The sequence below is a fragment of the Paenibacillus hamazuiensis genome, from assembly GCF_023276405.1.
Taxonomy (GTDB): domain Bacteria; phylum Bacillota; class Bacilli; order Paenibacillales; family NBRC-103111; genus Paenibacillus_AF; species Paenibacillus_AF hamazuiensis.
In genome coordinates this window covers 1,137,261-1,155,038 of sequence record NZ_JALRMO010000001.1, presented here as the reverse complement: position 1 = coordinate 1,155,038, position 17,778 = coordinate 1,137,261, and the positions used below count along the sequence as shown (strand labels likewise).

The 17,778-nt window shown below is 53.4% G+C and carries 16 protein-coding genes; 8 read left to right on the top strand and 8 right to left on the bottom strand.

Translation table 11 applies throughout. The features are described 5' to 3' along the window. Positions 1 to 273: 273 nt before the first annotated feature. The gene (locus MYS68_RS04740) at positions 274 to 1,326 is read right to left on the bottom strand and encodes an SGNH/GDSL hydrolase family protein (RefSeq protein WP_248924721.1); all 1,053 of its coding nucleotides are present in this window, start codon (positions 1,324 to 1,326) and stop codon (positions 274 to 276) included. Positions 1,327 to 1,591: 265 nt separating this feature from the next. Between MYS68_RS04740 and MYS68_RS04735 the strand changes: the two genes are divergently transcribed. The 3 genes from MYS68_RS04735 to MYS68_RS04725 all read left to right on the top strand — a co-directional run bounded on the left by MYS68_RS04735 (position 1,592) and on the right by MYS68_RS04725 (position 6,454). Further along, complete coding sequence (locus MYS68_RS04735; RefSeq protein WP_248924720.1) at positions 1,592 to 4,084, top strand: S1C family serine protease; 2,493 nt, start codon at positions 1,592 to 1,594, stop codon at positions 4,082 to 4,084. Positions 4,085 to 4,898: 814 nt separating this feature from the next. Further along, a complete protein-coding gene (locus tag MYS68_RS04730) occupies positions 4,899 to 5,699 on the top strand; it encodes an SDR family NAD(P)-dependent oxidoreductase (RefSeq protein ID WP_248924719.1) in 801 nt (266 codons plus the stop codon). A 452-nt stretch (positions 5,700 to 6,151) separates the two neighbouring features. Next, positions 6,152 to 6,454, top strand: a complete 303-nt coding sequence (locus MYS68_RS04725) for a hypothetical protein (RefSeq protein ID WP_248924718.1) — start codon at positions 6,152 to 6,154, stop codon at positions 6,452 to 6,454. 17 nt (positions 6,455 to 6,471) lie between these two features. Here MYS68_RS04725 and MYS68_RS04720 read toward each other — a convergent pair whose 3' ends face one another. Further along, a complete protein-coding gene (locus MYS68_RS04720; protein ID WP_248924717.1) occupies positions 6,472 to 6,981 on the bottom strand; it encodes a metallophosphoesterase in 510 nt (169 codons plus the stop codon). A 173-nt stretch (positions 6,982 to 7,154) separates the two neighbouring features. Here MYS68_RS04720 and MYS68_RS04715 point away from each other — a divergent pair, with 173 nt between their 5' ends. Both MYS68_RS04715 and MYS68_RS04710 read left to right on the top strand, forming a co-directional pair. Next, the gene (locus tag MYS68_RS04715; protein WP_248924716.1) at positions 7,155 to 7,934 is read left to right on the top strand and encodes an ABC transporter ATP-binding protein; all 780 of its coding nucleotides are present in this window, start codon (positions 7,155 to 7,157) and stop codon (positions 7,932 to 7,934) included. Positions 7,935 to 8,525: 591 nt separating this feature from the next. Beyond that, positions 8,526 to 9,725: an S-layer homology domain-containing protein gene (locus MYS68_RS04710; RefSeq protein WP_248924715.1), complete on the top strand. Its 1,200-nt coding sequence runs from the start codon at positions 8,526 to 8,528 to the stop codon at positions 9,723 to 9,725. Between the two features lie 440 nt (positions 9,726 to 10,165). Here the strand turns inward: MYS68_RS04710 and MYS68_RS04705 are convergent, their stop codons facing one another. Further along, positions 10,166 to 10,849, bottom strand: a complete 684-nt coding sequence (locus MYS68_RS04705) for an SOS response-associated peptidase (protein ID WP_248924714.1) — start codon at positions 10,847 to 10,849, stop codon at positions 10,166 to 10,168. Between the two features lie 203 nt (positions 10,850 to 11,052). Here MYS68_RS04705 and MYS68_RS04700 point away from each other — a divergent pair, with 203 nt between their 5' ends. Continuing rightward, positions 11,053 to 12,315 carry a DNA polymerase IV gene (locus tag MYS68_RS04700; protein WP_275983428.1) on the top strand — a complete coding sequence of 421 codons (1,263 nt, stop codon included), beginning with the start codon at positions 11,053 to 11,055 and terminating at the stop codon, positions 12,313 to 12,315. A 125-nt stretch (positions 12,316 to 12,440) separates the two neighbouring features. Continuing rightward, entirely contained in the window at positions 12,441 to 13,394 is a 954-nt protein-coding gene (gene corA / locus MYS68_RS04695) for a magnesium/cobalt transporter CorA (protein WP_248924713.1), read from the top strand. A 489-nt stretch (positions 13,395 to 13,883) separates the two neighbouring features. Here the strand turns inward: corA and MYS68_RS04690 are convergent, their stop codons facing one another. Both MYS68_RS04690 and MYS68_RS04685 read right to left on the bottom strand, forming a co-directional pair. Beyond that, positions 13,884 to 14,225 carry a hypothetical protein gene (locus tag MYS68_RS04690; protein ID WP_248924712.1) on the bottom strand — a complete coding sequence of 114 codons (342 nt, stop codon included), beginning with the start codon at positions 14,223 to 14,225 and terminating at the stop codon, positions 13,884 to 13,886. 89 nt (positions 14,226 to 14,314) lie between these two features. Continuing rightward, the gene (locus MYS68_RS04685; RefSeq protein ID WP_248924711.1) at positions 14,315 to 14,875 is read right to left on the bottom strand and encodes an SLOG family protein; all 561 of its coding nucleotides are present in this window, start codon (positions 14,873 to 14,875) and stop codon (positions 14,315 to 14,317) included. 156 nt (positions 14,876 to 15,031) lie between these two features. Between MYS68_RS04685 and MYS68_RS04680 the strand changes: the two genes are divergently transcribed. Then, positions 15,032 to 15,208 carry a hypothetical protein gene (locus tag MYS68_RS04680; RefSeq protein ID WP_248924710.1) on the top strand — a complete coding sequence of 59 codons (177 nt, stop codon included), beginning with the start codon at positions 15,032 to 15,034 and terminating at the stop codon, positions 15,206 to 15,208. Positions 15,209 to 15,359: 151 nt separating this feature from the next. On the opposite strand, the gene MYS68_RS04675 is transcribed toward MYS68_RS04680, so the two are convergent. From MYS68_RS04675 to MYS68_RS04665, 3 genes are all read right to left on the bottom strand, one after another. Next, on the bottom strand, positions 15,360 to 15,767 hold the full coding sequence (locus MYS68_RS04675) for a c-type cytochrome (RefSeq protein ID WP_248924709.1): 408 nt from the start codon (positions 15,765 to 15,767) through the stop codon (positions 15,360 to 15,362). 70 nt (positions 15,768 to 15,837) lie between these two features. Continuing rightward, positions 15,838 to 16,059, bottom strand: a complete 222-nt coding sequence (tatA, locus tag MYS68_RS04670; protein ID WP_248924708.1) for a twin-arginine translocase TatA/TatE family subunit — start codon at positions 16,057 to 16,059, stop codon at positions 15,838 to 15,840. Then, positions 16,059 to 17,774: a GMC family oxidoreductase gene (locus MYS68_RS04665; protein WP_248924707.1), complete on the bottom strand. Its 1,716-nt coding sequence runs from the start codon at positions 17,772 to 17,774 to the stop codon at positions 16,059 to 16,061. The genes tatA and MYS68_RS04665 overlap by 1 nt, the downstream gene beginning before the upstream one ends. Between the last annotated feature and the right edge of the window lie 4 nt (positions 17,775 to 17,778).

Below are 17,778 nucleotides of genomic sequence, written 5' to 3'. Positions count from 1 at the left end.
ATTATAGTTTTGGAATCATTCTGCACATTGGGAGCCCCCGGTTATCCACAAAATGAGCTGACTAATTTCCTAAAAATCCTAAAAGACAAAAAGGCCGCTGCATGCCCTTTTCGAGCGTGCAACGGCCCTTTGTTCAGTTTCCTGCCTCGTAAAGTGCAGCGTCTCTACTTCCGAACCCATATGTTTCGATCTTTCTTGCAAGCTGCCGCTTGGAAGTACACCTTTAATCATACGAACAAATGCAAATACGGTGATGATGAAAAATTCGTTGCGTCATAAAAGAAAATCCTTCATGCGCTTCGCCAAATTTTCGCCGATTACAATGTGCCCATAATCGGAAGGATGGATCAGATCCGCGGCCAGCGCGCCGAAATCGGGAAGCAGCTCATGCCCTTCGAGCAGATGCACGTTCGGCGAAGCAAGCTCGCGGTGCAAGCCGCGGAGCACATCCGCAAATTCCCGGTTTGCTTTTTTCGCCGCATGGTCTTTCGACATATGATGGTCGGCCGAGTTCGGAAACAGCGTGATCAGGAAAATCGGCTTACCGGGATGAGCTGCGGCCATGCTGCGTACCAAATAGCCCGCCCGCTCCGCGAATTGCTCCGTCGTAAAGAACCCGCGCATATTCACGCCGAGCTCCAGCGTCGCCACGTCCCAGCCCGGATGCGCGGCGAAGAAGTCCGCCGTCTCCTTCTCGCAAAAGCACGAGCCGCCGAGGCCCTTGTTCAGCACGTCGAAGCCGAGACGCCGGGCGGCCTGCTGGATGTAGCTGTTAGGGTTCACCGTCGCCCCGGACCCATGCGTAATCGAAGAGCCGTAAGCGAGCCAGCGAACGGACGGCACCTCATCCGGCGCAGGCGGCCGGACCGGGTGGCCGAACGTTTCCAGATGGTGGTACGCGACCTGAAAGCCGGGGCCCGCGACATAGCGGCGGCTGACGAAGATGCGCCATACGTCCGGCGAAAAACGCCCCGTCTGCAGCGCCTCTTTCGGCACCTCGGCAAACCGGTCGCTTCTCTCCAGCTGCAGCGTTTGGATTTTTCCCGATTCCAGCCTGTGCAGCGAATGAAAAAAATCGCCGTTATATACGACGATGTCCCCCTCCTCCACCGGCGCGGAAAGCGTGATGCGGATGCGGCCGGAGGACGTGACGAAGCGCATTTCGCACCCCGTGGACATCGAGGCCACGTACCGGCCCCGCTCATCGTAACCTTCGCCGAGCCGGTCTCTCACCCGTTTCGGGTACCTTTGTAAAACCCAGCCCGGCATTCCCGTCCGCAGCTCCAGCTCTTCCACATTATGAAAACAGACGTGTTCGTGTATCATTTGGCTGTCCACTCCCTTTTATCGCACAAATGCGGCGACGCGTGTGATACGAATATCTTCTCGGAGAGAAGTCTTATTCCCTGCTATTGGGTAAAACACCGCTCCTATGAAGTGGCCACTCGCGAAGCAAGCGATCGGCGTGCCTGATGAGAAAGGCCGTTTCTCGGTCTTTTTCTTGCGAAAAAATTGTGGACTAAACGGCAAAAAGGTGGTAGTTTCTAGTAGATATCCTATATTTTATTTAGTTCCAAAGGAGAGGGACAACGTGTTCAACCGAAAATTTTGCGGGGAGAAGTTTCTGCATGCGCTTGTTTTAAGCTGCTTGCTTATTGGCGCCGCTCCTACCCTTACCCTCGCCGCCGAAGCCGATCCCGTTCCCGCGGTGATTGAGAAAACGACGCCGTCGGTCGTCGCCATTATCGGCAAGCCGAGTTCCGAAGAGAAAACGATCGACAACAACCGCTTCAATCTGGCGCACGGCACCGGCGTCATCGTCCGCAGCGACGGGTACATCGTGACCAACGCCCATGTGGTAAAAGACATGCGAAACATTATTGTCGTTACGTCCGAAGGAAAATCATACTCCGGCAAAACGACGCATTTTGACGAGGAAAGCGACCTTGCCTTGGTGAAAATCGAAGCGACGGGACTTCCCGCCGCCACTTTTGCCTCAGCGTCGGATATTCAGGTAGGCCAGTCGGTGATCGCGATCGGCACCCCGCTTTCGTTCGCTCTGCGAAACTCCGTCACGGTCGGCATTATCAGCGGCATGGACCGCTCCGTCCAGTCGCAATACCAGCTTATTCAGACCGATGCCGCGATCAATCCCGGCAACAGCGGCGGCGCTCTCGTCAATATGAAGGGGCAGGTGGTCGGCATCAACACGCTGAAGTATGTTTCCGTCGGCGTGGACGGACTCGGCTTTGCGATACCGGTCAATACGGTGCAGTATGTGCTTGACCAATTTTTCAAATACGGGAAAGTGAAGCGCCCTTACCTCGGACTTGAGCTGGAGGAAAGCTGGGAATCCGTCGTCGGTCTTCCTTCCGGGGACGGGTTGAAAGTATCTTACGTCCAGCCGGATTCGCCGGCGGCGAAGGCGGAAATCAAAAAAGGCGATATTTTGCTTTCCGTCGGAAACGCCGCCGTGAGCAATCTGGTCGATTATAATGAAACGTTGAAAAATTATTTGCCCGGGCAGAGCGCTGCCCTGAAGCTGCAAACCGCCTCCGGAATCGTGCAGCGGGACGTTACGTTCGAAGAAGACCCGGCCGGTGCATCGCAGGCCGGCCCCGACCAGGATGGGGCCTACATCGATTCGGACCAGGGCAAAACGCGCATCGGCGACAGCCACTACGGCTGGTCGATGAATTATCCGTCCGGCCTCGTCAAAGCGAAGCAGTCCGATTCCGGCGACAGCATCAGCTTCGGTGACAGCAAGGGCGAATTTGCGATCATCATTTCGGTCAGCGAGAAGCAGAGCGAGGACCTGTCTCCATACGGTCTTCTGCAAAAGCTGACCGGCTACGCGACCGATACCGTGCTGGAGAAGCAGTATGTGGATACGGCGCCGCATCCTTACGCCAAGCTGATCGGAAAAACCGACTCCGACGGATATTATCAGGTTCGCGCTTTTTTGAATAAAGATCGAATCTACTATGTGACACTGTATGTGGATAAAGAAGAGAATTACCAGAACCCTGCCAAGCAAAACAGCTACAACGACCTGCTCGATACGTTCCAGCTCAGCTTCGATGCCGAGGATAACCTGCTCAAGGATGTTTCCGTATATCAAAACAAAAATACGGTTACGACCGAATACGGGCTTTCCCTGGATGTCCCCGGGGAATGGACGCCGAGCTCACTTTCCGCTGATTTGTCCTATACGAGCCAGGACGGGAATCGGTCAATTACACTGAGGGTCACCTCCGCTTCGTCGGGAGATACGCTGAAGGAATGGGCCTCCCGGCAGGAGCTCAAATTCAAGAATAGCTACGTTGAACAATACCGGGAGGTGTCCGGCCTGAAAGAGACGACTGCAGCCGGGGTTCCGGCCTATGTCAACCGTTTCTCCTCCACTATGGGGGATAAATGGACCACGCGCCATGTCGTCTATTTTCTCAAGGATAAGTATAAGTACCGTCTTGAAATCTCGTTCCCGAAAGATACGAACGCGGACGAAGCGGAAACGCTGGTCGCCGATACGCTCAAATCGCTCTCGTTCAACAAGGAATCGCTGAACAAGATGCTCGGCTTCATTCAGGACGACGATGATTTGGTGGATGCCTCAAAGAGCTACACTTACAACAATGCCACCTACAAATATTCGCTTCGCGTGCCGGAAATATGGTTTTCCGGCGGTTATGACCAGGATGGGGCGCCCGACAGCCAGGTCAAAACGTTCTCGTTTTTCGGCGGCAGCTTCACGGTGGAAGCGGACGATCGCACCAGCCTGGAGGATGCGTTGAAAAAGACGTCTCAATCTTATAAGAAAAATGCGGAGGAAGACGCCGACTACCGGTACACCGAAACCGACGAGGAACTGCTCGGCGGCGCCGCGAAAAAATACAGCCTTACCTATAAGTCGAAAAACGTACCGTATACGCAGACGGAGTACGTGTTCAGCCGCGGCGGCATCACCTACACCGTGCGCTACAAGATCAACGAAGCGGTTAAAACGGAAGAGGCTGTGAAACGGATAAACGATTGTTTGGAGTCGATGAGATTTCTACCCCCTAAATCGGGGATCACCCCCTAAATCCCCCTGCAAGGGGGACCCCAGGCGCCCCAAGCGCCCTGGACCCGCCCGCCGGGAGGTCATGCTTGCTTCTAGTTCGCGTCTGCCCGACATAGATTTTTGGGCTTCGCACAAAAATCTTATGCCGGGCACGCTTTACTTTGGGAGCGATGATGTGGGGAGCGAGTGCGTGCCTCGTGCACGCGTTTGTCCGCCATGGGTTTGCTCGCGCAAAACCTATGGCCGACACGCTTTACCTTGGAGCGATGATGTGGGGAGCGGATGCGTGCCTCATGCACGCGTTTGTCCGCCATGGGTTTGCTCGCGCAAAACCTATGGCCGACACGCTTTACCTTGGAGCGATGATGTGGGGAGCGAGTGCGTGCCTCGTGCACGCGTTTGTCCGCCATGGGTTTGCTCGCGCAAAACCTATGGCCGACACGCTTTACCTTGGAGCGATGATGTGGGGAGCGGATGCGTGCCTCATGCACGCGTTTGTCCGCCATGGGTTTGCTCGCGCAAAACCTATGGCCGACACGCTTTACCTTGGAGCGATGATGTGAGGAGCGAGTGCGTGCCTCGTGCACGCGTTTGTCAGCCATGGGTTTGCTCGTGCAAAACCTATGGCCGACACGCTTTACCTTGGAGTGATGCGTTGGAGGTCGCCCTCTCCCCTATGGGCACCTTGCTCGTATACGCAAATGGTTGTGTCGCAGTATCGCGACACAACCATTTGTGCTTTTAACCGTAAGGATTGGAATTACCGCTGTCCGCAGGTCATATTTTTGTTAATGCAGCAAAAAGTTCAAAGAAAGAGTTCACATAGAAAGGAAAGATGAAATTGAAACTGCGGGACAAGTATGTGCTGGTTACAGGGGCAAGCAAGGGAATCGGAAAAGCCATCGCGTTGGGCATGGCAAGAGAAGGGGCGCACGTGGCCGTGAACTATAACAGCGACAAGGCGGGCGCCGACGAGGTTGTGGAGGAAATCGCGGCAATGGGGCGCCAATCGTTTGCTGTTCGCGCGGACATAGCCGACGTAGGACAAATTAAAGAAATGTTCGGAGTGATCGCCGACAAGTTCGGCAGACTGGATGTGCTGATCAATAACGCCGGCATTACCGGTTGGACGGACTTGTTCGAGGTGACGGAAGAAAAATGGGATACTGTGATCAACACTAACTTGAGGGGAACGTTTTTTTGCTCTCTTGAGGCAGCCAAAATGATGAAGGAAGCCGCAGGCGGAAGCATTATCAATATTTCCACCATTTGCGCGGAACTCGGCGTGAAAAATCTTGTTGCCTACGCGAGCAGCAAAGGCGGCATTCATGCCATGACCAAGCAGATGGCGGTGGAACTTGCGCCTTTTAACATAAGAATCAATACGTTTGGGCCGGGGGCAACGAACGTGGATCGCAATCTGCAGGATGATCCAAGCTATAAAACCACTTGGGGTGCGATGGTTCCGCTGGGAAGAACGGCTGAGCCGGAAGATATGGTGGGACCAACCGTATTTTTAGCTTCCGATGATTCCGCTTATATGACCGGACAATTGTTTTTCGTTGACGGCGGTTGGACCGTCAGGGGGAAAATTCCGGAATCGAACATGGATGCGGCGTTGGATAAACATCGTTGAAAATGCAAGCAAAAGCAGCGTATTCCGGAAGTATAAACATTTTTCTAATAAGGATTGCGGTTTGGAGAAATACTCTTTACGGAATAAAACAGGAGGTGAGCGATGAACATGAGCAAAACCAAGGACACTAACAACCCAAAACATGCCACGTCCCGATCGAACGATCCGAACGATCAAGGAAGAACCGGAGTGCAAAAACAATCGAAGTAAAGCTGTTTACGTACCCAGTCGAATACTATCAAAGCATCGACAAGTCCGGTTTCCTTGACCGGGCTCTTTTTTTTGGAATTCTGTAAAATTAGGCCAAAATAGATGGGATTGTCTTCCCAAGTTATGGCAAGGGACAAAACGTTTCGAGCCTCGACTTTTTTCGCTTCCGGCGGCAGGACGTGTGCGAAGGCTTCGCGATTGCTATAATAGCTGTATCAACCATAAAGGACGGCGAACGATAAGTGGCATTCGGAATCAAACGCGAAGAGTTGAACAGATGGAAAGAGGCGGTGAAACGGGGGGAAATCGCCTTTTTGACGCATTATTGGGTGGATTCGCGGTTTCCGGATATCCGTACGGTGACGAAGGTCGGCTGCGCCGATTTGGAGCGGCTGTCCGCGTGGTGCACAGAGCAGGGGCTGAATCCGGCTTATATCCACCGCCGCCCCCCCTTTCCCCACTTCGACCTGATGGGAAGCAGGCAAAAGGAAATTTTGCAGAAGGAGCGGCAGTGGGAGCAGCTTAAGAGATTCGGTCTGCTCTAAAAATGCGGCCCCGGCATTTATTGCTCCTCGTTCGGAACGACCGCCTCGCGGATTGCCTCAAACGAAACCGGCGTATAGTCCCACAGCTCCACGCTGACGTTCACGTACTGGCGGCTTTCATATTGCTGCCCGTGAATATGGCCGTGGATGTTGACGTAAGGCATATGTTTGTTCATGTACATCGGCTCGTGGGATAAAAAGAAAAACCCGTTATACACGATCGGATATTCCGACACCTCGTCAAACCCCGCTTCCAGCCACCAGCTTCTCGGCCTGCCGCGGTCGTGATTGCCTAAAATCAGCGTCTTGCGGCCGTTTAATCCCGCAACGATCTCCTTTGTCTTCGCAAGGTTCAGAAACGAGAAATCGCCAAGATGAAATACTTTATCCTGCGGCCCGACCGCCGCATTCCATTTTTGCATCATGACCTCCGTCATCTCTTCCGCATCGGCAAACGGCCTCGATTCGAAGTCGATAATTTGCCTGTGGCCGAAATGGTGGTCGGATATGACAAATACGTTGGACATACACTCCCGCCTTTCGTTTTTCCCAAATCGTAATTCCGGCTGCTTTGGTTTAAGTATAGCGTATTCCACCTTCCGCGGCGACTCTATGAAAACGGATTGCTCCCAGACGATTTCCAGTATAAAATGAGAGAATTACATTGAATCTCATCAAATCAAAAGAAAAGGTGAATCTCATGGAAACCGTACTGCAGCTGGAAGGAGTTACATGGCGGCGTGGAGAGCAGGAGCTGCTGAAAAACATCAACTGGACGATCCGCAAAAACGAGCATTGGGCCTTGCTCGGATTGAACGGCTCGGGCAAAACGACACTGCTGAACATGATCACCGGCTACCTGTGGCCGACCAAAGGCTCGATCACCGTGCTGGGCGAGCGCTTCGGAGAAATCGACCTGCGCGAACTGCGGCAGTCGATCGGATGGGTCAGCTCCTCTTTGCAGGAAAAATTGTACGGAACGGACAAAGCCCAGTCCGTCGTCATCAGCGGCAAACACGCCACGATCGGCCTGTACGAAAAACCGACGGACGACGATCTCGGCCGGGCCGAAGCGATCATGCGCGCTCTCGGATGCCCGCATCTATGGGACCGCGAATACCGAACGTGCTCGCAGGGAGAGAAGCAGAAACTTCTCATCGGCCGCGGGCTGATGGCGAATCCCAAGCTGCTCATTCTCGACGAGCCGTGCAACGGGCTCGATCTGTTTTCGCGCGAGCGGCTTTTGGACAGCATCCAGGAGCTGGCGCGGCAGGCCGATGCGCCTACATTTATTTACGTGACGCATCACACCGAGGAAATATTGCCGGTGTTCACCCATACCTTGCTGCTGCGGCGGGGAGAAGTGTTTCGCAGCGGAAAAACGGAAGAAACCTTAAGCGAGCAGACGCTGAGCAGCTTTTTCGAAAACCCGGTCAAAGTAAGCTGGGAAGAGCGGCGAGCGTACGTCCGGCTCGCGTAGAGATGCCGATTTTGCATAAATCGTTATCCGCAATCGGCATTTCTGCCCGCTCTCTTTCTCTGGTAAAATGAGCACAGACACAAAATGTTCACATTTTACCCGGAGTGGTGATGGCTATGTATACCGATGTTGCCGTAATTGCGTTTGTGCTTCTCGTTTCCGCAGTGCTGTACTTGCCCGGTTTTATCATGCAAAAAAGGGCGGCGAAGCGGCCGAAGCTCCGCCTTGTAAGCGTTACACGCCCCAAACGGCACAACCCGCCTCCGGCCCAAGCCGATCGGCCGCAGGATCCGCCTGCGCGCTCCCGCCTTTTTTGAGACCGCCCGCAGACTTGAGCCTCGGTCGGTACGGGCGGCCTGTCGGCGAGGAGCGGCAGCGCTTCTGCGGATACCGGCCGGATGATCCGGCAGCCGTGCCTCCCGGCATCTTCGGGCGGATAGACTGGAAAATAAAGTAACAGACTGGCGAGGGTGTAAACTAACTGGCATTTTCATTAGAAATTTCATTGATCACCATATCTCAAATCAAGTTAAGGTAGCCGATATTAAAGTGAAAATCTTACTGACGAATTTAATTTGGAGGGAGTTATGAATGAAAAAAGCCTTAGTTTCCATAACTGCAATGGCTACATTTTTTATTCTAAGTGTTACTTCCTTCATCACAAATGTGGAAGCAGCCAAGGACTCTCCTACCACTGTCTTTGAACAGTTCGTAGACGTTGAAGGACACTGGGCCCAGGATGTTATAGGTAAAGCCTACGAAGCAAAACTTATTTCTGGCTATGAGGATGCAACTTTTCGACCTGATGGCAAGATCACCCGTGCTGAATTTTCTACTATTCTTAGCCGTGCAACGAAGCTTTCTGTTGCCAATGGCAGCAATCCATTTAGTGATGCAAAGGGACACTGGGCTGAATCTGCAATTACGCAAGTAGTGGCTCAAGGGTTTATTAACCCAAGCGATTACCCGAACGGATTTAACCCCAATGCAGAGCTTACTCGCTATGAAATGATGAATTGGATTGCAAACGGCTTGATGAAATCCAATGCATCCTTTAAGCAATCATTCGAGGATACTAAGAACACTTTACTTCCGACACCTGAAGCAGTTAAGGGCGAACTCAGTACAGATGAGGTACCTTACATGGCGTTGGTACGTGGCACTGGAATTATCACTGGCTTTGAAGATGGAACTCTTCGTCCGAAAAGTACCACGACAAGAGCCGAGGTAGCCGCAATTCTCCTGCGTTACATGGATGTCGAAGGAAAGGAAGCAGATTCCTATCAGGATCTCAACGAGATGCGCGAGGTTGGAACCACCGGAACCAATCTTACTTCGATTAGCAATTATAAATACGTCGCCAGCTCTGTAAAAATCTCCGACCTCTCAAATGTCACGTCGAGCGCTGGAGTGCTGAAGATAAATAAACTTATCGTAGTTGATGCACGTACAGACAAACCTAGTGGGATTTACGCACCACTTTTTCTTTCCGGTGGGTATAAGACCGGAGGGTACAGAACCTTTGTTGATGTTACGTTCATATCTAATCTTTCTGAACAAGACTATATTGCAGTTAACCAAGGATTCGCCAATTCTCTTATTACCTTTAACGGATTAGATCAAACGCTTGCGAACGATCACGGTATAGTGACCCTACCTAGTGATCCAACGGAGTTTCTTCAGAAAGGGAAGGAAAGACGATTTTGGATTACTTCCGCTTTAAGGGCATCAGACTGGTCTTATTACCTGAAATCTGATTCAGGAGCGTCGTTCCAAATTCAAAATAAATAATGGTCAGATGAGAGGATAATTCTTTAGACTAGAATATTATCTATGACGGTCGTCGAGTACCTATAAGTATGAACATTCAACGCTTTCATAGAAATACAATTACTAAAGAATATGATTGAATGGTTAATTAAGAATGTATAAACATGATTTAAATGAACAATATCGCCATCCTGGTTAAGCTAAACGAAGACGATAGCGTTCAATAATACAGCGACAGTCTATGATTTTATTTTCTCGTCCAAGCTGTCGCTGTTTCGATTTCTGGGGTCAGTCTAACAATAAAAACGCCGGCTTCTCCCTCGTTTCCCCCTTCGGCCACTACCTTCGGGTTCAATCTTCGCCCGAGCGCGGGTGGCTTTGCCGGTAAAAGCCGATAAGGGTCGTGGCAATCCGCGGCAGCCGGTGATAGCGCGCGCGCTTAAATCAAAAAACTTGGCCCGTTACAAGAGAGATCCCTCCTCCTCAACAAGAAAAGGAGCCTCGTTTTTCACGTTGCCGACCGCTTTCGAGACCGGGTACGCCTCCATCTCCTCCGCCGGGTACGGGCGAAGCAGCGCCTGCAGCGCATCCGTCTGCCGCACTTCCCGGTTCAACCACATCGCCTCGTCCTCGGGACGCAGGATCGCCGGCATCCGGTCATGAATGTCGGCCATCAATTCGTTAGGCTGCGTCGTAATGATCGTGCAGGTGCTGATTTTGTTCCCTTCGGGCGAAATCCACGTATCGTAAAGCCCGGCCATTGCGAACAGCCCGCGGTCCTTCAGCACGATCCGCATCGGCTGCTTGTCTTTGTCCCCCAGCTTCTTCCATTCGTAAAAGCCGTCAGCCGGTATGAGGCACCGCTTCCGCTCGAACGGCAATCTGTATGCCGGCTTCTCCAGCAGCGTCTCCGCCCTCGCGTTGATCATATGGAAAGCGACTTTTTCCTCCTTGGCCCATGACGGGATAAGCCCCCACCTCAGCTCGCCGAGACGGTTTTTCCTGCCGTCGTGAATGATAGCCGGAACGAATTGCCCGGGAGCCACGTTATACCTCGGCTGGTGATAAGGCGGGAAAGATTCGTCGATATAAAAACGGATGAGCAGTTCGTTATAGGTTAAAGTGATCGTATATCTTCCGCACACGGTAAAATCGCCTCCACACCCATTATAACAGGATTCACGACGTATTCGAAAAAGGTGAACCGCGCCGATCCGCCTAAATGATGGATAACTTTTCACATTATGGATGCGCCCGGTTAATTTTTTCGCCAAACCCTTGCATAGAGAACGTATGTTCGTTATATAATAGAACTGCGAACCAATGTTCTGACCTGGGGTGTGATGACTTGAAGCAGGATCGCGTTATTTTTTTGGCCGACTGTCAGTCCTTCTATGCGAGTGTCGAGAAGGCGATGAATCCTTGGATTGAAAATGAACCCGTCGTCGTAGCCGGCGACCCGGAGCGCAGATCGGGCATCGTGCTGGCCGCCTGCCCGATTGCCAAGAAATACGGCGTTACGACGGCCGAGACGCTGCGCGAGGCGCTGGCGAAATGCCCGCAGCTTGTCGTGATCAAGCCGCGGATGCAGCTGTACATCGACGTTTCTTTGCAAATCACGAAAATTTACGAGCGGTTTACCGATCTGGTCGAGCCGTACAGCATCGACGAGCAGTTTCTCGATCTCACCGGAAGCCGCAGGCTGTTCGGAAAGCCGGAGCGCATGGCCCGTACGATTCAGGAAAAGGTCAGGGTCGAAACCGGCGTCAAGGTGCGGATCGGCTACGGCGAGAACAAAATTCTCGCCAAGCTCGCCTGCGATAACTTTGCGAAGAAAAATGCCGCCGGATTTTACCATCTTCGCAAGGAAAATTTGGCTGACGATCTGTGGAAGCTGCCGGTGAGCAAAATGTTTATGGTCGGCTCCCGCATGACCGCACATTTCGGACGGATGGGCATCTATACGATCGGGGAGCTCGCGCAAACGCCGCTGCCGGATTTGAAGCGCAAGCTGCGGGCGAAGCTGGGCCGGCAAAGCGATATTCAGGCCGAGATGTTTTGGCAAATCGCCAACGGCATCGACCATTCGCCGGTCGATCCTTACACTTTGACGGCGGCGGAAAAATCCATCGGTCACCAGATGACGCTGCCCCGCGATTACGGCACCCAGGAGGAGATCGACGTCATTTTGCTCGAGCTGTCGGAGCTTGTCGCCCGCCGGTGCAGGGACAAGGGAATGATGGGCTGGGTCGTCAGCGCGGGAGCGCAGGGGGCGAACTTCGATGCGCCCACCGGCTTTTACCGCCAGATGAAGCTGCCCGATCCGACCAATTTGACCGACGAAATTTACGCCGCGGCTCGCGATTTGTTCCGCCGGCATTGGGACCGGCTGCCGGTAAGAAAAATCGGCGTTTCGCTCTCCCAGCTCGTCAGCGACGATATCGCCCAGCTCGTGCTGTTCAGCGACCGCGAGCGGAAGCGGCAGATCGCCAAAGTGACCGACGATATCAAAACCCGCTTCGGCGATGCGTCGATCATGCGGGCCGCCTCGATTACCGAAGCCGGCCAGGCGCGGGACCGCGCGCATAAAATCGGCGGGCACTACAAATAAACCGGCGTTTCCATCCATTCCGCATGTTCCTTCAAGCCTTACCGTCCCGCCCCTGTTTTCCCGCCATTTGCGATCGCACTGCATTTAACATATGATGGTACAAAACGCTTAAAGGAGAAGGGACATTGTTGCGGATCATGGCTGTAACCCGGGAAGGGGACCTATGCGAGCTGAGCAGTCCGGACGAATTGAGCGGCGCCGGGTTCAGCTGGTTTTGGGCGGATTTTAACGCGCCGACGGAAGAGGAGGCTCTGCTGCTGGAGACGTATTTCCATTTTCACCCGCTGGCCATCGAGGATTGCTTTCATCTTCTGCAGCGCCCCAAGCTGGACCACTACGAGGACGTTCATTTTTTCGTATTGCACGCCTTGAACCACCCTAATTTGGATGCGGATGAAGTGGATATGTTCATCGGAAAAAATTACCTCGTAACGTTCCACCATAACAAACTGCCGGAGGTGGACGATGCGTGGAGCAAGCTTGCGGAACACGGGAACCTGCGGGCCAAAGGCCACCTCTACGCGATGTATCTCGTCGTCGACAAGCTGGTCGACAACTATTTTCCGGCGGTGTACGAGATCGAGGATCAGCTGCTGGAAGTGGAAACCGGCGACAACAGCACCAAAAGCGTGGAAGCTTTGATGAACAACGTATTTAAAATCCGCTCGCGGCTGCTGAAGCTGAGAAAAACGATCGTCCCCATGCGCGACCTGCTCTACCGCATCCTGAATACGGAACGCATCGAGGGGCTGAAGGAACAGCGCGTGTATTTCACGGACATTTACGACCATTTGCTGAAGCTTTCCGAGATGATTGAATCCAACCGCGACATGACGGCGGATATGCGGGACAGCTACATTTCGCTCAGCTCCAACCGCATGAATACGATTATGAAGACGCTGACCGTCATCACGACCATCTTCATGCCGCTTACGTTTATCGCCGGAATCTATGGAATGAACTTTCAAAATATGCCCGAGCTGTCTTGGCGGTGGGGGTATTTTGTCGTGCTCGGCGCGATGTTTCTGATCGGCTTCGGCATGTTCGCCTGGTTCCGGAAAAAAGGGTGGTTTGAGTGACAGACGCCCCCCTAAACTCCCCCCGCCGCGGGGACCCCAGGCTCCCGAAGCCGGCTTTGCTCCGCAAAGCCCTTAAGGCGCTCGGGCGCCCTGGACCCGCCTGGTTTGAGGTATTGCTCGCTTCTTGCCCGCGTTTGCCCGGCACATTTCGGCTGACGCCGAAATGGTGCCGGGCACCCTCCACCAAGTAGGGAAACCGGCTCTGCGGCTCATACGGTACTTGGTGTAACGGTTGCAGGTGAGCTTATTAGCGCCAAAAGGGTGATTCCAGAACGGTAACGGTTGCCAGAGAGGTTATTTGTGAACTTTCATCGTATTATGGGATACAAGATGAGAAATAAGCTCTGCCATAACCGTTACAAAATAAAAATGACGTTTTTGAGCCAAATAAGCTCGGCAGCAACCGTTAAATTTTCCGTATACATGAGGTGCATGCAACTCTTTAGCATAAACAAAGCCCCCTGGTCCAGGGGGCTTCTTACGCATCATCTATTCGATTCCGGCGGTACGCTGCAAAATCAGCTCCACCACAAGCCGCACGTTTTGCAGCTTGTTGCTCCAGTAGTCGCATTCGACCTTATGGCGGTCGACGTCCAGCTTATACTTCAAAACCAGATGCTGCAGCTCGTGGGTATGCTGCCATACTTCGGCGTCGCGCTGCTGCTCGTTTTTGCCGCCGATCATTCCCGAATGAAACAGCTGGCTCTTCTTCACCTGAAGCGAAAACTTCGCATTTTCCAAATCGGCCACAGCCTTATAATACGTTTCCTCCGCTTGCCGCAGCCGCTCCGGCAGCAGCTGAAGCTCGCGCAGCAGCTCGTTTTTGTCCATGGCGCTTCATCCTCCCCGCTCATCTGCTTTTGGCTAATCTATGCCAACAGCATATGCAGCGGAGCTTGTCCAGGTGCATGGTTCCCGCGCTATTCCTCGTAAAAAACATCGGCCCGCTCTTCCTCGACGATGCTTTGCAAATCGTATTCCGTGATGCTGATGATCGGGTAAACCCGGGTGCCCGCCATCCGCTCCGCCTGCTCCTTGATGAACTTCGGCGAGCCGACTTTTTCCTCGTCATACACAAGAAGCAGGCCGTCCGTATTGCGCAGCAAAAACTTGTCCCGTTCCTTGAACTGCCACGGTCCGTCATATTTGCTGTTCGTCACGCTTTTCACATAATCGGCCTGCTGCGTAATACGGCTGTACAATTCTTTCTTCGGGTCGCTCCAGTTCTCTTCCTGGTCCAAAAAAGGAGTAATAACCGCGAGGCGCAGGTTGTCATATTCGGTTTTCAGCTCCACCGTCGCTTCCGCCGCCCACAGCTCGACGCCCCATTGGCCGCTGACGATCACCCACTCCAGCCCGTCGTCGATTAAGGCGGCGATCCGCTTTTTTAGCGCCTTTTTTATAATATCGATGCCCGGGTGCTTCAATGAAAAAATCCCCAGCTCCGACGCTTTATACCCGGTGACGAGCACGCTTTTCATGCGATGACAACAGCTCCCTTATCCGTCCGCCCAACCGGCGTTTCCTTACCGACATTATAGCATGAAATTAATGCGCATATTTCAAAAGTCCGAGTATCAACGCCCCACCTTGCTGCATATAATGTTTTGGTTAGTCTTAAGGAGGAGGTTACGCGCGTGGCAACTGTCATGAAGGAACAAACCGATGAAAAGCAATACGCCATCCAAACTCTCGATGAAATGGGGTTAAACCAGATCGCCAACTGGCTGCGGGTTTTGCCGGAGGATCGCTGGAAAACGATGTTTCTGGCACACTGGCCGACACTCGCCAAAAAATGCGGCGTACGGGCTTGAATCGACCTACATAAACGTTTTTTTTACACGGCACTTCACACCGAAGCCCGTAAACTCGGAAATCCCCCGGTTTTCTAGAACAAATCACCCTGGCACCAAAAAAAAAGCGGAACCTTCAGAGATGCCGAGGTTGCGCTTTTTTTCATTTTCATTATTTTTTGGCGGAGAGCCAGTCGGCAAGCGCGTTGATTTCAACATCGCTCAGCTTTCCTTTAAACGCCATCATGCCGTTGCCGCCGTTGCTGATTTGTGTGACAATCTGGTCTTTGGAGCGTCTGCTTCCGACCTTCTGGAGGTTCGTATTTCCTCCCATCTTGCCTTCGAGGTTGTCCCCATGACACGCTACGCAGTTTTGCTTAAAAACAGCTTGCGCATCGACGGTAACGGTTCCCGCTCCGCCTCCGGCCGTAGTTCCGCCGGCAGGCGCACCGCCGGGCGCCGTACCACCGGTCGTTCCGCCGGTCGTTCCTCCCGCCGTGTTGCCCGGAGCTTTGGTGCCGCAAGCGGCCAAGGAAACGATCAGCACGGCGGCAATCGCAAATAAAACAAGCTTTCTCATCCATCTGCCTCCATCAGTTTGTATTTTCAAGCAGGGCCATGCAGTTTTACGTTTCCCTGTATATGCGGGATCATTCATTTTTCTTTGGCGGGTACACAGCCGGCGGATCCTGCGCAAGCCCCTGCTCCGCGTCAAGATCAACGATCGCCGTCGCCTCCCTGGCGCCTTCCTTCAGCTCCTTCAACGTCCGGCCGAGCGCCCGGCCGAGCTCGGGCAGCTTGCTCGGACCGAACAGCAGCAGAATGAAAAGCAGCACAAGCACCAAATGGCCGGGTGAAATCAGATTACCCATCAGGCCAGCACGCCTCCTTTTTGCCGGTACGTCAAAATGCCTTCCGCGGCCCGGTAAGCGAGCGCCCCGACCGTGCCGGTCGGATTATAACCCGAGTTATGCGGAAACGAACTGGCGCCCACGACGAACAAATTGTCGACGTCCCACATTTGCGAATACGTATTGACGGCCGACGTTTCCGGAGACGCTCCCATAATCACGCCCCCCGTGTTATGCGTCGATTGATACGTCGTAATATCGTACGGCCCCAGCTCCTTCATCGAATCGATGTGATCCGCACCCATCTCCTTTAAAATATCGGCGCATTTTCCGGCCAGCATTTTGGCCAGCTCCCGATCCTGGTCTTCAAAGTCAAATGTGATGCGGATCAGCGGATCGCCGAACGCATCTTTGTAGGTCGGGTCCAGATCCAGATAATGATGCCGGAACGGCATGGAGGAGCCTTGGCTTCCGACGGATATGGCGCGGTTGGCGTATTTGATGGAGTTGGCCTTGAAATCCTTCCCCCACGTAGGCGTTCCCGCCGGAATCGGGTTGTTCAAAATCGGCCGGGCCCCGGTCTGCCCCAAAGAGATCATTCCGCCGTGTATAAACCCAACGCCGGAGTGGTCGAAATTATCGCCGTTAAAGTCGTCCACGACCATGCCGAGCGCCCCCGCGCCGGCGAAATTGTTAAATTGCTTGTTCTCGAAAAAGCCGACCGCGTTCCCTTTGATAACCTGGTAGGCATAGTTTTTGCCGATCACGCCTGTTCCCGATGCCGGGTCGTAAGGGCGTCCGATCTGCGACAGCAGCAGAAGGCGGGTATTGTTGAACACATACCCCGTCAGTACGACGATATCGGCGGGCTGCTCGATTTCCTCGCCCGTCGTCGTATCGACGTACATAACCCCCGTCGCTTTGCCCCCCGTATGCAAAATGCGGCGCACGTTGGAATGCGTGCGAATCTCGAATTTGCCCGTTTTCTTCGCTACCGGAATGACGGTCACGACCGGATCGGCCTTCGCGCCGTATTCGCAGCCGAAACGTTCGCAGAATGCGCAGTACTGGCACGCGGCACGCGCAATGCCGTCGGGGTTCGTGTAATTGTCCGACAAGTTGGCGGACGGCATCGTGTAAGGGTGCAGCTTCAGCCTCTGCGCCGCTTCCGTAAACATCTGCATCGCCGGCGTTTTTTTCATCGGCGGAGTCGGATATGGGCTGGAGCGCTTCCCTGCGAGCGGATTTTCCTCCCCCGAGATGCCGGCCATTTTTTCAAATTTGTCATAATACGGCTCGAGCTGATCGTAAGTAATTCCCCAATCCTGGATCGTCATCTCGGCGGGAATTTTGTCCTTGCCGTATTTGGCGGTCGTCTGGCTGCGAATTTCAAAATCGTACGGAAGGAAACGGAAGGTTTGGCCGTTCCAGTGCACCCCCGCCCCGCCCAGGCCGTCGCCGATCAGAAAGGAGCCGTACTGCCTCATAGGCAAAGCCCGCACTTTTTCGTTGCTGCGGAAGGTGATCGTTTCCTTGGACAAATCCTGCATCAATTCATAGCGGGCCGCGTAACGCAGCTCGTCATGCACCATGAAATAATCTTCGGTCTTTCGTTCCTTCCCTCTCTCCAACCCGACGACGTTAAGTCCCGCCTTGGTCAGCTCCGCGGCGATAATGCCGCCTCCCCACCCGACGCCGATAATCACGACGTCCGTTTTCGGCAATGTCTTTGCCATGCAC